Consider the following 15,522-nt stretch of genomic DNA (forward strand, 5'->3'; position numbering starts at 1 on the left):
TCGTCCTTCGCGCGAAAGGGTGAGGGTCGGATGGTGCGACCTAGCCTACCGGCCGCCCCTCATCCGGCCCTTCGGGCCACCTTCTCCCAATGGGAGAAGGGACGCAGGTGGTCAGCGCAGTTCCACCCGCCGCGCCCCTGCGGGAATGACCAGCTCGTCGCCCGACCACGTCGCCGCACGGCCGTCGATCCGAACGCGCTCCGGCCGCCCCTGCCCCGCCGCCCACTGAAGCACGAAGCCGCCCGGCGGCGTCGCGTCGTCGCCCAGGGTGAGCACATAGCCGCGCCGTTCCTTGCGATAGGCGTAGGTCAGCGGCCCATAGGCGGTGCGCAGATCCCGCACACCGACCCCCTCCGCGGTGTCCAGCCACGCCTCCGGCACGCCGGCCGCCAGCACCAGGGCCTGATCGCGGTCCCGCTCGTAGGCGAACAGATCGAGCGCCGAGCGGATATAGTCGGAGCTGATCCAGGCGTGCGGCATGTCGCCGATGAAGCGCGGCTCGCGCTTTTCCCGCCCCACCACCTCGGCCCAGCCGTTCCAGGCCTCGGGCCTGCGGTCGGCCATCAGGAAATCCAGCACATCCAGCGCGCGGTCCTTCTGACCCAGCCGCACATAGGCGCCGACCAGCCGCCATTCGTAGGGCGTGTAGTCCTTCCACGCCGTGCGGTTAGTCAGGCGGTTCTGGAAGTTTTCCCAATACCGGTCGAAGGTTCGCGCCAGAAGTTCGGGCGGCAGATGATCCTGTTCGCCCGCAGGCGACAGGGCGATGGTGGTCGAGGTGGCGTCGAAATCGCCCCGGTCCGCAGCGCCCGCGATCCAGTCGATGCCATGATGGGCCGCCGTCGCCGTGATCGACGCGCGGATGTCGGCGGCGAACTGATCCCGCGCCGCCGCATAGCGAGCGGCAGCCTCCGCATCGCCCAGCGTCTCGGCAATGAAGACCGCGTCCTTGTAGCCCAGCAGGCCCCAGAAATCGTCCCAGTAGGAATAGGCCGCCTTGTCCGAATAGCCCTCGTGGCTAATCGTCGGCGGCAGCAGGCCATAGAGATGCCGCTGATCCGGCGCCTGGAAGGCCGCCGTCCGGGTCGAGGCGCGCAGTTCGTCCATATAGGCGATCGCCTTTTGTACCTGCGGCCAGACCTGGCGCAGCAGGGCCTCGTCCTTGGTGTAGCGATAGGTCTCGACGGCCAGGAAGACGAACTCGCCGTGGCTATCGTTCTCGGGCACCGGGTCGGCGCCGCGCGCATCAACGCAGCACGGCACCTTGCCGTTCTCGAACACATAGGGCGCGTACCAGCGCAGATAGTCGGCCGAATGCTCGGCCATGCCCAGCCGGTTCAGCCCCTCGGCCATCATGGCGCCGTCGCGAATCCAGGAGCGGTTGTAGCTGCGGGTGCCGGGTTGCAGGATCGGCCCCTGTCGGGACATCAGCATATGGGCCAGCGAGGATTTCAGCGCGTGCTCGATCCGCTGGGCGGCGGGCGGCAGGGTCAGTTCGACACGGTCCAGCTTTTCGCGCCATTCGCCGGCCAGCCGCGCCTCGACCGTATCCAGAACCGCAGCCGCCTGACCTAACGGCTCTGGCGCAAGGTCCTCGCCGGACAGTTGCGACACCCAGCCGACCGTACGGGTCTCGCTGGGTTGAAGGGTGATTTCATAGGTCAAGGCGCCGGCGGCCAGGCCGGTTGCGTCCGTCTTCGTCGCGGCTTCAACGGCCGGTCGCCGCGCGGATGGCAGGATCAGGGACTGCGGATCGCCGCCGGCGTCGAAGGTCGCCAACGCGACCTGATCCGGCCCCGCCAACGGCTGCACCCGCACCGTGTCGTTCAGCTTCAATTCGGCGCCGTTCCAGCCGATCGTCTCCACCGGGCTGACCCCGCCGGGAATGGCCAGGAACTGACGCGGCGCATTGACCTGCATGGGGCGTGCGGCCAGGGCCAGGATCAGGGTGCGCGGCCGGCTGGAGGTGTTGGTCAGGTCGTAACGGCCCCACAGCTGCGCCTGATCGGGCGGCCCGTCGGCCAAGCTGGTGATCTTCAGCGTCCAGTCGTCGGCGGTCCAGGTCACGGACGGGATCGGCAGGTCGCCGTCCTTCAGCCCCTGTTCGATATTGACGTCGGCCCAGGTGATCAGCCGCCCATTGTCGACCACGAAAGGTTCGATACTGGGTCCGGCGCGGCGCAGCTCGATGGCGCCGTCCTCGCCGATCAGGCCGCTCTCGCCGCCCCCATCGACACCGACCAGGGTCCAATAGGATTGCTCGCCGGAGAAGCCGCGCGGGTAAAGGCCGCGCCGGTTTTCCTTGGCGACGGCTTCCAGAAACACGGTGCGGTCCGCGCCGAACGTCAGCGGTTCGACCTCGATCTCGTTCAGCGCATAGGTCGTGGCCTGGGCCGCGCCCAGCCGCTGGCCTGCTCCGGACGAGCCGACCACATCGGAGGCGGGAACGGGTTTCAGCGGCTCAAGTCTCAGCCAGCGCGCCGTCGCCTCGGGCGTTCTCAGCCAGTCGATGCCGCCGTTGCCGCTCACGACCGTCGCCAGTTCGCGCCAATCGCGCCCGTCGATCGAGGCCGAAACCCGATAGTCCGCCGCCGCGCCGCGCTCGCCCCAGCGCAAGGTCAGGCCGCCGAACTCGCGCTCGTAACCCAGGTCCAGCGTCAGGGCCGACGCCTCGCCCACCGGCGGGGTCCAGGCGGTCTTGAGGTCCAGATCGACGGCGTTGGCGGCGGTCGACGCCGTTCGTCGATCGCTGGCGATCGGCTGTGGCGGAACCGGCGGATCGACCGGCAGGGCGCGCAGGGTCAGTTGGTCGATCTCGACCGAGCCCTTGCCGCCCTCGGCCGCGACCACGACGAACTCGACCCGCTCCGCGCGGCGCAGGACGGTTTCAGGGCTTGGCCCCCAGGCCTTGGAGACCTGCCGACGTTTGATCACGAACCTGGTCCAGCCGTCGGGAAAGTCGTAGCGCGCCGTCTGCTTCCACCAGACATTGTCGGCCGAGGCGTCGGTCAGCTTGACCTCGAAGGTGTTGGTCGACCCGGCGCCGCGCACCCAGAAGCTGATCTCGTAGTTGTCGGGCAGGTCGAACGGCAGCGGGCGGCTGAGCACCGCATAACCCGCCTTGCCGTCGAAATCGTAGTCCAGCCGAACGGCCCGTCCGTCATGGCCAGCGACGGCGGAGACGGCGGCGTGAACGTCGGTCGAGGCGCTGGCCTCCCACCGCGCCGCGTCGTCCATGCTGTCGAGAATGCGCGTCTCCTGGGCGACGGCGGGCGCGGCCAGGGCGAGGGTCAGGACCGAGGCGGCGGCCAGCAGGAGGTTACGCATGGAAACTCGCAGTTCTGGTCAGCCCTTCACGCTGCCCGCGAGCATGCCGCGGATGTAGTAGCGTTGCAGGGCGAGGAAGAGGATCAGCACGGGCGCGACGGTGACGACTGCGCCGGCCATCATCAGTTCGATGTCCTGCACATGCTCGCGCGACAGTGCCGCGAGCGCCACCGGCAGGGTGTAGTTCGACTGATCCGTCAGGATGATCAAGGGCCACAGGAAGTCGTTCCAGCTGCCCAGGAAGACGAACAGGCCCAGTGTCACGATGATCGGTTGCAAGGTCGGCAGGACCACGCGGCGGAAGATTTGGCCCTCGCTGGCGCCGTCGATCCGCGCAGCCTCCAACATCTCGTCGGGAATGCTCAGCGCATACTGGCGCACCAGGAACAGGCCGAAGATGGACGCCAGCCACGGCACCAGGGCGCCGGCGTAGGTATTCACGAGGCCCATCGACTTCAGCATCAGAAACAGCGGCAGGGTGCCGATCTGGGCCGGCACCACCAGGGCGGCGACCAGGAACTGGAATAGCCGCTCACGCCCGGCGAACTTCAGCTTGGCGAAGGCGTAGCCGGCCGGAACCGTGAACCCCAGCGCCAGGATGGTCGCCAATGTCGCCAGGGCGAAGCTGTTCCAGAGATACCGCCCCATGCCTTGGTTAAGGAACAGGTCGCGATAGTGCTCCAACGTCCAGTGCGATGGCAGCAGCGGCGGCGGGAAGACCGCCGCCTCGCCGGTCGCCATGAAGCTGACCGACACCATCCAGACCAACGGGAACAGGACGATGATGGCGATGAGGCCGACAGCCAGATTGAGCAGGATGGCGCGGAGTTTCATTGATACGCCCCCACCCGTTTGGCGACCGCCAGCTGGACCAGGGTGATCGCCAGGATACACAGGAACAGGACGAAGGCGACGGCGCTGGCGGAGCCCAGATTCCACCATTTGAAGCCCTCTTCGTACATGAAGTAGAGCACTGTCACCGTGCTCTGGGCCGGGCCTCCTTGAGTCATCACATAGGGTTCGGCGAACAGCTGGAAGAAGCTGGCGACCGAGATAATCGAGACCAGCAGCATGGTCGGCGCAATGGCCGGCAAAGTGACATGGCGGAACTGCTTCCACGGGCCGGCGCCATCGATGCGCGCGGCCTCGTACAGGTCGTCCGGCACAGTCTGAAGCACCGCCAGAAAGATCAGCATATTGTAGCCGAAGATCTTCCAGACCACGAACATCAGGATCGCCGGAATGGAGGTCGATGGGTCGCCCAGCCAATCCACGGCAGGCAGGCCGATACTTTCCAGCCCCCAGTTGATGACGCCGTAGCGGGTGTGCAGCAGATAGCGCCAGACCACCGCCGTCGCGACCAGAGTCGTGACATAGGGGGCGAAGAACATCACCCGCCAGATCGGCCGCCACTTCACCACCCGCGCGTTCAGGATCACCGCCGCCGCCAGGGACGCGGCGATGGACAGGGGCACGCCGAGGACCGCGAAGGTCAAGGTGTTCTTCATCGCCCCCCAGAACAGGGGATTGGTCAGAAGCCGCTCATAGTTCTGCAAGCCCACGAAACGCAGATTGTCCAGGTTCGCCAGGGCGTAGATGTCGAAGTCGGTCAGACTGAGCAGCAGGGCCGCGATCACCGGAATGGCGAAAAATAGGCCGATGGCGAGCATGGCCGGGGCGATGAAGGCCCAGGCGGCCCGTTCGCGGGCGCCGCGTCCGCGCGATGGCTTCACTCTGGCCAAGGTCGGATCGGCGACGATCATACGGCCCTGCCCTGTTCCATCATCCAGCGGCGCTTCTCCAGCAGCCGGTCGGCACGGCGGTCGATCTCGGCGGCGGCGGTCTCGGGGCTGTATTCGCCGCGCACCATCCGTTCAGCGACGATCTGCATCTCCGTCACGATCCGCTCCCATTCCGGCACCTTGGGCACGGCCTTGGCGCGCGCCAGTTGGCCGCGGAAGGGCGCCAGCATCGAATCGCGCTCGACCCCCGCAATGTCCCAGGCGCTCTGGCGCGCGGGCAGGTCGCCGACGATGGTGTTGAACCGGGCCTGCACCGACGGCTCCGACAGATAGCGGACCAGGGCCCAGGCCGCCTCCTGATGCGGCGAGGACTTGAATACCGCCAGGCTGGACCCGCCCGGCGCCGACGCGCCCAGGCCTTTCGGCCCCGGCACGCCGGTCGTGGCCCAGTTCGGCTGGAACGACGCCGGCAGCTTGCTGCGGAAATCGCCCACGCTCCATGGGCCGGAGAAGTAGAAGCTGAAATAGCCCTTGGCGAACTCGGTCCAGACGTTCGAAATCTGGGTCGACGAGGCCAACGGCGCCAATTGCTCGTCGAACAGGCTGCGGTAGAAGGCCAGGGCCGCGACGAAGCCGGGGTTGGAGAAGTTCCCGCGCGTATCCCGATCCCGCAGCAGCGGCTCGTCGATCTGAAGCCCAAAGGTCAGCAGTTGCTCGAACTCGTTCAGCGGCAACAGGATGGCGTAGTTGTCGCCCCCCGCCACGCGCTTGATCGCGTGCATGGCCCGCTTCCATTCGGCCCAGTCTTCGGGCGGGGCGTCGAAGCCGGCCCGCGCCAGCAGATCCTTGCGATAGAACAACAGCCGCGTGTCCACGTACCAGGGCGTGGTCATGGCCCGGCCGGCGATCTCGTTCGTCTCAAGCACTGCCGGGAACTGGTCGGTCAGCAGCTTCGCGGCCTCGGCCGGGGTCGGCGACAGGGCGCCGATGGCCGTCAGTTCCGCCACCCAGGTATTGCCGATCTGGCTGACGTCCGGCAGCGAGGCCCCGGCGTAGGCGGTCAGAAGTTTCTCGTGCGCCGCCGTCCACGGCAGGGGCTGGACCGAGACGCGGACGCCCGGATTGCGCCGCTCGAACTCGGGCATCAACTGGCCGACCGTTCCGCCCTCATTGCCCATGGCCCAGAAGCGCAGAACGGTCTCCCCGTCACGGCGAGGGGTGCAGGCTGCAGCAGCCCCGCCCGCCAGCAGGGCCAAGGCTCCCCTTCTGTGCGGGCCTGAACTCATCCGTTCATCCAGCCGCCGGTGAAGCCCGCGATGTCGAGCGCGCGGCGAATATTGGGCTCGCCGCGCATATAGCGCCAGACGAACTCGGACCTGTGATTCTCGGTCATGATGACGATCGGCCCTTGGTCGATGCCCAGATAGTCGCCGTCCACCCAACCCACGCCGTCCACGATCTTGCCGTGCTGCAGCGGCCCTTCGCGCACTGTCAGTGTTGGGTTGAAGCTGTCGAGGAAGCCCCACTCGGTATAGATGCCTGAACCGTATTTCTGCTTCATCGCCTTGACGCAGGGCACGACGATCTCGGGCGCGAAGGCGATGGAGCTGGCCGCCGCCGTCGGCGCGATGGTGCCGTCGTCGCGCTCGCCCGGACCGCGCGCGGAATAGCTGAAGAACTCGCGCTCCTTGCCGTCGATGACTTGTTTGAAATCGCCCGGCCCGTCGCAGGCCGTCAGGCCCCAGACCTCAGATGAATAGCCCGCCCAGCCGCCAGGGTTGTCGTGGGCGTATTTCTGCTGGGCGTAGACGGCGCGGCGACTGTTTTCGAAATAGTCGAGGTATTCGCCCAGTTGGGCAGACTGCCCGCGCATCCAGGCGTCCTGAATGCCGCGGAAGTCGATGAACATATGGCTGTACTGGTGCCCGAAGATGGGCGCGAAATTCAGGTGCCAGCTGCCCCAGCGATCGGTCCAGCTCTCGTCATAGCTGGCCGCCCATTCGTGCCACACATTGACCGACACCGGATGGGTCGGGCTGCCGATGGCCAGCAGCAGCACCAGCATGCCCTCGTTATAGACGTGCCAGTCGGAGGGAATGAAGCCGCTCTCGGGGTGCCAGCCCATGGTGATGCGGTTGTCGCGGATCACAGCCCACGGCCATTCGATCCGTTCGTAGATAGCCTGGGCCTTCTGACGGATTTCCGCTTCGTCGGCATGGCGACCGTCGAAGTAGCGGGCGGCGAACAGCATGCCGCCGATCAGCAGGGCCGTATCGACGGTGGACAGTTCGTTGGTACGGTAACGAAGCCCCGTCTCCATATCCAGGAAGTGGTAGAAGAAGCCCTTGTACCCCGACGTGCCGCTGGCCTCCGGGCCTTGCGGCAGGTCATGGAAGAAGCGCAGCGTCGTCAGGGTCCGCTCACGCGCCTCGGCCCGGCTCATCCAGCCGCGCTCGACGCCCACCGGCCAGCAGGTCAGGGCGAAGCCGACCGCCGCCACCGAACAGAAGGACGGCGTCGGCCAGCGATCCGGCGTCAGACCGGTCTTGCGATCCGTGACCTTCTCGAACCAGCGGAACGTCCGCTCCTGAAGCTCCTCGATCTCTTGATCCAGCCGCATCGGCCGTCTCTGCGTCCCATTGACCGCCCCCGTCGCCGCCGCCTGCTGCGCCGCCGCCATCACCGGAAATCCAACGGCCAGAGCCGCCGCGCCTGTGGTGGTCCGCATCAGGAAGTTTCGACGATTCATGGGCACGCTCACTGGGTCTCAATCGAAAAAGAAAGGCCGCCTCGCAACAAGCACGAGGCGGCCCAGGCTCAGGATTTAGAAGGCGTAGCGGGCGCCGATCTGGAAGGTCCGCGTGGGGAACAGCACCGCCGAAGGCCGACCGAAGTTCGGATTCGGGTTCGTCGCCGAGCCCGTCCCGCCGTCGAAGCCCGTGTAGTTCTTGAAGTTGAACACGTTGATGGCGTCGACATAGACGGACAGTTCGCCCGCGCCTGGCACATTGAAGTTCTTCGTCAGGCGAAGATCCAGATTCCGATAGGCGAAGGCGTTCGGCAGGAAGAACTGCTCCTTCTCGGGATAGGCGCCGTAGGGGCGATAAACGAAGTTTGCGCCGCGTCCGTCGAACACGTCGTAAGGCGTGCCCGAACCCAAGGTCAGAATGCCCGACAGCTGGAAGTCGAGCGGCAGATCGACGATGCCGTTGGCCACGATACGGTGACGCTCGTCATTGCCCGAGGACCGCACCGGCGAGCTTTCCACCGAGAAGCAGTCGAAGCAGAAGTTGTCGTTGCCGCCGTTCTGTTCAGCCTTGGACAGCGTGTAGGCGATGTTGACGCCCCAACCGGAGTCACGCGTGTAGCCCTTGTCCAGCTTGACGTAGAGCGCCTTGAACGTCCGCTCCTTGTTGTGATCGGACACCAGATACGAGCGGTAGGGGTTGGTGCCGCCGGGGCCGCAGAAGCCACCGTTGTCGCCGAAACCGTTGCCGTCGTTGCCACGCGTTGGTTCGCGGCAGCGGTTCAGATATTGCCAGGTGAACTCGTTCTCTGTCTTGCCATAGGCCAGGGTGAACTCGGTCTGCCATTCGCCGACGCGTTGACGCACACCCAGGTTGAACTGATCCGTGCGGGGCGGCTCGAAGTCGTTCTTCAGCAGGAAGGCCTCGCCCTTGGCCGGGATGTTGGCCAGGATGGCGTCAAGTCCAGCTGTGGTCTCGTAAGACGCATTCCACAGGATCGGATCGGACGAGCTGCCGTTCGCCACGCCGGCCGGGCGGCCGGTGGTCGAGAAGAAGACGTTCTGGGTGAAATCGAACGGCTTAGCCAATTCGTCGAAAGCGAAGTTGAACTGAACCCGGTCGTAGTAGCGACCGGCGCCGCCGAACAGGACCGTGCCGCGATCACCAAAGACATCGTACGAGAAGCCGATCCGCGGCTGGAAGGCTTTCTTGAACGGGTCACGATTGTCGCCGGTCGAGATGTAGTCGTTGATGTTGAACCAGCTCGGCGCATAGCCGGCAGCCTTGCCGCCGTCGGTCGAGGCGATCCACTGGTTCAGGCCCGCAACCACGGAGGCCGGCGTGACGTAGTTCTTGTTGTCGGCATTGGTCTCGTAATCCCAACGCAGACCCAGGTTCAGTTCAAGTTTGTCCGTGATCTGCCAATCATCTTGGACATACAGCCCGATGACGGTGTTGGTCAGGTCAACGGTGGGGAACTCGTTACCAAGCTGGACGCGATAAGGGACGGCGGCATTGCCGCTGGCCGTGCCGTTCAGGTCATAGAAGAACTCGGGATTACGACCGAACTCCTTGACGACGTTGTAGTTCTGACGGCTGACCTTGGCGCCCAGTTTTATCGTGTGGAAGCCGTTGAACTGCACTTCATTGAACGTCAGGTCGTTGCGGACCGTCAGGGCGTCATCGCTGATGTCCTGACGGCTGCCCGAGCCACCGATGTTGAGGATCGACACACCGCCGAACGGATCGTAGCCGTTCTCGAAGATGCGATAGCTGCGACCGATCTGATCGAAGTTCACGGCTGTCGGGTTGTAGTTGTAGTTGCGGTAATCGACCGCCAACTCGTTCAGGAAGCCATCGCCCTGCCATTGATAACGCAGATTGGCGCTCTTCGTCGTCTGTTTCAGACCGCTTGCACGCTCGATAGAGTTGGCTCCGCCAACACCCGTCACGTCGGCTTCGTCGCGGTATGTGACGCTCAGGTCGATCAAATGGCCCTCTGCCGGCTGGAAGCTTAGCTTGCCGAAGTAGAGGTCTTCCTCAAACGGCGTAGCGAAGGTGCCGATGTATTGGCCGAACTGGCTAACGTAGGCCGGATTCTGACGGCCCAGCGTCACGGCCGCAGCACGGTTTTCCTGCTTGTGCTCGTAGCTGCCGAAGAAGTGCAGCTTGTCCTGAATGATCGGACCGCCGAGAGCGGCGCCGTATTGCTGGACTTCCAGCGCGGGTTTTTCCCGGCCGGCCGCACGCGAAAACTCGTCTTGTTTGATGAAGTCCTGATCACGATAGGTGCCGAAGATTTCACCGTGGAACTCGTTGGTGCCAGAGCGGGTCACGGCCGTGATGATGGCGGACGAGGCCTGCTCGTACTCAGCCTTGAAGTTCTGGCTGACGACCCGGAATTCCTGAACGGCCGCCTGCGGGAACGGATTGCCGCGGCTGTCGTCCTGACCGACGATACCGCCGGCGATGATGTTCGACTTCAGGCTGGCGCCGTCGATGAAGGCATTGACGGATTCCGCCCGCTGACCACCGGCGGTGATCTGAACTTCTTGCTCGTTGGTGCCCGTTCTGACGCCCGGCGCCAACGCCGCGAAGTTCAGGAAGTTACGGCTGATCTGCGGCAGGGTCTGAATCTGCTGGGTCGTGACGTTTGTGGCGTTTTCGGGCGTGCGCACCTCGACCAGACGACGTCCGGTCACGACGATGTCTCCCAGATTGGCTGCGTTGGCGTCAGCCGCGCCGGACGCCGCGCCTGCGACGGCCAGATCCAGGTTGCCGACCTGGCCCACGCCGATCGAAACGGTGTCGGTCGCCGTCTCGTTCTCGGCCGTCGTCGCCGTGATCTCGTAGGTGCCGGGACGCAGGCCCGACAGGGTATAGCCACCCTGCGCGTTCGCCGTGGTGCGGCTGGTGAAGCCCGAGGCGACATTGCGGGCGACGATGGTGGCGCCGGCCTCGACCGTCGCGCCATCCGTCACATTGCCTCGGATCGTCGAGGTCGCCACCTGCGCCTGCGCGCCGCCGACGACCGCCATGCTGATGGCAAGCGCCGATGCGGCGGCCAAGGCGACCTGACGTGTCGCGGCCTTACGCGTATTGAACTGGGTCATCCTGAGCTCTCCCCTCCTGATGGGATCGGTTTTCAGCAACATGGCTGGCCTACCCTTTGTTGAACCTGGCGGACGAGGCCGCCGCGGTGGACTGGCGTTCGACCAGGATCGGCCGAACGATTTCGCAAGCGGTGTCTGTGGCGTCGGCGGTCGCGCCGGCCTGGACCAGGCCGATCAGGCGTTCGACGCCCCTTCGGCCGATTTCCGCGATGTTGACGCGCATGGTGGTCAGCGCGGGCCGCATCAGGGCGGCGATGGGCACATCGTCGAAGCCGACGACGGCGATGCCTTCGGGGCAGCGCACGCCCGCCTCCTGGAAGGCCAGAAGCGCGCCGACGGCCATCATGTCATTGGCGGCGAAGACGGCGTCGGGCCGTTCCGTCATGGCCAGAAGCTTGGTCGCGGCGCGGTGGCCCGAGGCCTGAGAGAAGTCGCCCTCGACGATGATCGGGTCGTGACCATCCAGCGCCGCCGTATAGCCGGCCGCGCGCGTGTCCGCCTCGATGTTGCCGGCGGCGCCGCGAATATGGGCGATCCGCCTGCGGCCGGTGGACAGCAGATGCTGGACCGCGCCGACGGCGCCGCCGTGGTTGTCGATCATGATGGACGCTCTGCCCGGCTCTGCCGCGCCCCCGTTCATCAGCAGGACCGGCATCCGACCCGCGAATTCTGACGACAGATTCGCCGCGCCCAGATGTGGCGACAGCACGATCATGCCGTCCACCCGCCCGCGCATCGAACGTACGGCCGCCAGGGTGTCTTCTGCGCCGTCATGCGAACTGGACACGATCAGATGCTTGCCGTGGGCTCGGGCGGCCAGGTCCATGCCCCGGATCAGCTCGGAAAAGAACTCGCCGAACAGGTCGGGCAGGATGACGCCGATCGTGTCGTTCTTGCTGGTCGACAGGCTGCGGGCGCCGAAGTGCGGGACGTAGCGAAGGTCTTCGACCGCATCGAGCACGCGCTGGCGCGTCGCGTCCGAGGTCACGCCCAAGCCGTTCAACACACGAGAGACAGAAGCAACCGACACATTGGCGCGTTCGGCCACGTCGCGCATGGTGGCGGCCTTGGCGAAGGGCTGGCCCTCCTGCCGTGCAGACGCAGCGCTAGGCGCGGCCATGTCCAATCGAATTCTCCCTGCTCCCTATCGTCCCGGCCCCTTTTCGAAGATCCGTCGATAGATGATGTAAGCGGTTACATGACACAGGAGCAATGTGCGCCGCAAGCGCCGTTCAGCCACATTTCAGGCGATTTTCGATCTCTGCTGGAGCCGCCTCAGCGGTCAAGGAAAGCTAAGTTGCTGCTTTGACTTCAATCTTCGCAGGCTCATTCCGGCGAACGGAATAAGGCGAACACGGCAGGCGCGCGCCTTGGTCGCACCAGCCGTAGCGATCTGCGTCGCGGCCACCGCCTCACACGAAAAGGCCCGCGCCGCCGAAGCTGCACGGGCCGCAATCACAATGCGAAAGACGAATCTATGCCGGGTTAAGCTCATCCAGCTTGCCGCGCAGCATCTGCAGCATGGCGGAGAAATCGCGGCCGCCGTGCCCAATACCGTCGAACAGGGCGTAGAGCGCCTCGGCCTGTGCGCCCAACGGCGTCGAGGCGCCGGATTTCGCCGCTGCGTCCTGAGCCAGCTTCAGGTCCTTCAACATCATGGCCGTGGCGAACCCGCCCTGATAGTCGCGGTTCGACGGCGCGGTCGGCACCGGACCTGGCCAGGGATAGTAACTGGTCACGCTCCAGCACTGACCCGAAGACTTGGACGCGATCTCGAAGAACCTGTCGGGATCCAGACCCAGCTTTTCCGCCAAGGCGATGGCTTCGCAGGTGCCCAGCATGGAGATGCCGAGCAGCATGTTGTTGCAGATCTTGGCCGCCTGCCCCGCCCCATGATCGCCGGCGCGGATGGTGATGCGGCTCATGGGTTCCAGCGCCGCCTCGACGCGGGCGAAGTCGCCCTCGTCACAGCCAACCATGAAGGCCAGCGTGCCCGCATCCGCCGCTGCGGTGCCGCCTGACACGGGCGCGTCGGCAAAGGCGTAGCCGGCCGCCTTGGCTAGACCGGCGACCTTTCGCGCGGTTTCGACGTCGATGGTCGAACAGTCTAGCAGCAGGGCGGTCGACGGAGCCGCGCCGATGATCTGTTCGGAATAGACCTTGAGCACGTGCGGCCCGGCGGGCAGCATGGTGATTACGACCTCGGCGTCCTTGACCGCCTCGGCGACCGATCCGGCCGGGACGCAACCCGCCGCACCTGCCCGTTCCAGCGCCTGCGCCGACAGGTCGAAGGCGGCGACCGCATGGCCCGCTTTGGCCTGGTTCGCGGCCATGCCGCCGCCCATATTACCCAGGCCGATGAAGGCGATCTTGGTCATGGTGTCTCTCCCTTTGTCGGCGCCGTGATCAGGCCAGCGGCGTCCATTTTTCATTGTCCGGCAGCGGCGCGAACAACGCATCCAGCGTCTCGTCGGTAACGCCCGACAGGTCCGCCGGGGACCATTTCGGCGCATTGTCCTTGTCCACGATCACGGCCCGCACGCCTTCCTGGAAATCGTGGGTGCGCACCACGCGGCCGCCCAAGGCGTATTCCATCGCCATATTGTCGGCGAAGCTGTTCAGCGTTGCGCCCGTGCGGATCTGACGCAGCGAGACTTTCAGCGACTGTGGCGATTTGGTCTTCAGGGTTTCCAGCTGCTTCAGCGCCCAGTCCGTGCCGTCCGCCTCAAGCGCCTGGAAAATCTCCTCAACCGTGTCGAAGGCGAACAGCCGGTCGATGAGCTCGCGGTGCTGCATCAGCGACGACGGGCCGGGATCGCTAGCCCAAGCATCGGCCTCCGCCTTTGGATCATGAGGATGGTAGCCAATCGATTCAATCAAATCGATCAGATCGCTGGTCGCTACAAAATGTGTATGGATGCCCAGGGCCACTGTATCGGCCGCCTTCAGCCGCGCGCCTGTCAGCGCCAGCCAGACGCCGGTCTGTCCCGGCAGGCGCGGCAGGAACCAGCCGCCGCCAACGTCGGGGAACAAGCCGATTCCGGTCTCGGGCATGGCGTAGGTGGTGCGCTCGGTCGCCACACGAATGTCGGCCGGCTCGGAAATGCCTACCCCGCCGCCCATGACGATGCCGTCCACAATGGCGATGATCGGCTTGGGATAGTCGAACATCAGGTGGTTCAACCGGTACTCGGCCAGGAAGAAGGCCTTGGCCTCCGACGCATCGCCCGCTCCGCTTTCGGCGATCATGCGAATGTCGCCGCCCGCGCAAAAACCCCGCCCGCCGGCGTGGTCGATAAGTATGGCGGAGACGGAGGAATTCGAGCGCCAAGCCAGCAGCGCCTCCGTCATCGTCTCGCACATCGCCCGGTTCAGCGCATGGATCGCCTTTGGCCGGTTGAGCGTGATGCGACCGATGCCATTTTCGATGCGGGTGACGACCTCGGCCTCGCTCACTTGGTCATCTCCCGCGCAATGATCACCCGCATGATCTCATTGGTGCCTTCCAGAATGCGGTGGACCCGCAGGTCGCGCACGATCCGTTCCAGCGGATAGTCCTTCAGATAGCCATAGCCGCCGTGCAGTTGCAGGGCCTCGTCAGCGATCTGGAAACAGGCGTCGGTGGCCAGACGCTTGGCCATAGCGCACCATTTGGTCTTTTCCGGATGGTCGGTGTCGATGGCCCAGGCGCCACGCAGCACCATCAGACGCGCCGCCTCCAGGTCCGTGGCCATGTCCGCCAGCCGGAACTGCAGCGCCTGGAACTCGCCGATCGGACGGCCGAACTGTTTGCGGGTGGCGACGTACTCCTGCGCCGTCTCCAGCGCCAGCCGCGCCCCGCCCAGCGAACAGGCGGCGATGTTCAGCCGACCGCCGTCCAGACCGGCCATGGCGTAGCGAAAACCCGCTCCCTCCTCGCCCAGCAGGTTGGCGACCGGCACGCGACAGTCGTCGAACTGGACGATGGCGGTCGGCTGGGCGTTCCAGCCCATTTTCTTTTCCTGCGCGCCGAACGACAGGCCGGGCGTGCCGGCCTCGACCACGATCGCGCTAACGCCCTTTGCCCCCTCGCCGCCCGTGCGGACCATGACGACATAGACGTCAGACGTGCCTGCGCCGGAGATGAAGGCCTTGGACCCGTTCAGCACATAGTGGTTGCCGTCGCGCACGGCCGTGGTCCGCAGCGCCGCCGCATCCGACCCCGAGCCCGGCTCGGTCAGGCAATAAGAGGCGATCTTCTCCATCCCCACCAGCGACGGCACGAACCGGCCGCGCAGGTCGTCCGACCCGAAGCGATCGATCATCCACGTCGCCATATTGTGGATCGAGATGAAGGCCGCCGTCGCCACGTCGCCGCGCGACAGCTCCTCGAAGATCACCGCTGCTTCGACCCGGCCCAGGGCCATGCCGCCGTGCTCCTCAGCCGTATAGATGCCGCAGAAGCCCATTTCGGCCGCCTGTTTCATCACTTCGACGGGGAAATGCTTGTCCTCGTCCCAGCGCGCGGAATGGGGCGCCAGTTCGGCCTCGGCGAAGGCGCGGGCGGCGTCCTGAATGGCGCGCTGATCGTCGTTGAGAGCGAAATCCATGACG

Annotated in this window: 10 protein-coding genes; all 10 read right to left on the minus strand. The window is 65.5% G+C overall.

The window, feature by feature from the left end; all coding sequences use genetic code 11:
* Positions 1–111: 111 nt before the first annotated feature.
* Complete coding sequence (locus ASF31_RS12610) at positions 112–3,327, minus strand: discoidin domain-containing protein (RefSeq protein WP_055754969.1); 3,216 nt, start codon at positions 3,325–3,327, stop codon at positions 112–114.
* Positions 3,328–3,345: 18 nt separating this feature from the next.
* Positions 3,346–4,161 (minus strand): carbohydrate ABC transporter permease, encoded by an 816-nt coding sequence (locus ASF31_RS12615; RefSeq protein ID WP_055754970.1) that lies wholly within the window; start codon positions 4,159–4,161, stop codon positions 3,346–3,348.
* Positions 4,158–5,090 (minus strand): carbohydrate ABC transporter permease, encoded by a 933-nt coding sequence (locus ASF31_RS12620; RefSeq protein ID WP_235551334.1) that lies wholly within the window; start codon positions 5,088–5,090, stop codon positions 4,158–4,160. The genes ASF31_RS12615 and ASF31_RS12620 overlap by 4 nt, the downstream gene beginning before the upstream one ends.
* Positions 5,087–6,355 carry a sugar ABC transporter substrate-binding protein gene (locus ASF31_RS12625; protein ID WP_055754971.1) on the minus strand — a complete coding sequence of 423 codons (1,269 nt, stop codon included), beginning with the start codon at positions 6,353–6,355 and terminating at the stop codon, positions 5,087–5,089. Before ASF31_RS12625 ends, ASF31_RS12620 begins: the two co-directional genes overlap by 4 nt.
* Positions 6,352–7,818: a glucoamylase family protein gene (locus tag ASF31_RS12630; protein ID WP_055754972.1), complete on the minus strand. Its 1,467-nt coding sequence runs from the start codon at positions 7,816–7,818 to the stop codon at positions 6,352–6,354. Before ASF31_RS12630 ends, ASF31_RS12625 begins: the two co-directional genes overlap by 4 nt.
* A gap of 75 nt (positions 7,819–7,893) precedes the next feature.
* Positions 7,894–10,929, minus strand: coding sequence for a TonB-dependent receptor domain-containing protein (locus ASF31_RS12635; protein ID WP_055754973.1), 3,036 nt, complete (start codon positions 10,927–10,929; stop codon positions 7,894–7,896).
* A gap of 49 nt (positions 10,930–10,978) precedes the next feature.
* Positions 10,979–12,049 carry a LacI family DNA-binding transcriptional regulator gene (locus tag ASF31_RS12640; RefSeq protein WP_200918639.1) on the minus strand — a complete coding sequence of 357 codons (1,071 nt, stop codon included), beginning with the start codon at positions 12,047–12,049 and terminating at the stop codon, positions 10,979–10,981.
* 355 nt (positions 12,050–12,404) lie between these two features.
* Positions 12,405–13,307, minus strand: a complete 903-nt coding sequence (gene mmsB, locus ASF31_RS12645) for a 3-hydroxyisobutyrate dehydrogenase (RefSeq protein WP_055754974.1) — start codon at positions 13,305–13,307, stop codon at positions 12,405–12,407.
* A 28-nt stretch (positions 13,308–13,335) separates the two neighbouring features.
* Positions 13,336–14,385, minus strand: a complete 1,050-nt coding sequence (locus ASF31_RS12650; protein WP_055754975.1) for an enoyl-CoA hydratase/isomerase family protein — start codon at positions 14,383–14,385, stop codon at positions 13,336–13,338.
* Positions 14,382–15,518, minus strand: a complete 1,137-nt coding sequence (locus tag ASF31_RS12655) for an isobutyryl-CoA dehydrogenase (protein ID WP_055754976.1) — start codon at positions 15,516–15,518, stop codon at positions 14,382–14,384. The genes ASF31_RS12650 and ASF31_RS12655 overlap by 4 nt, the downstream gene beginning before the upstream one ends.
* Positions 15,519–15,522: the final 4 nt, after the last annotated feature.

Source organism: Brevundimonas sp. Leaf280, assembly GCF_001422455.1.
Classification (GTDB): domain Bacteria; phylum Pseudomonadota; class Alphaproteobacteria; order Caulobacterales; family Caulobacteraceae; genus Brevundimonas.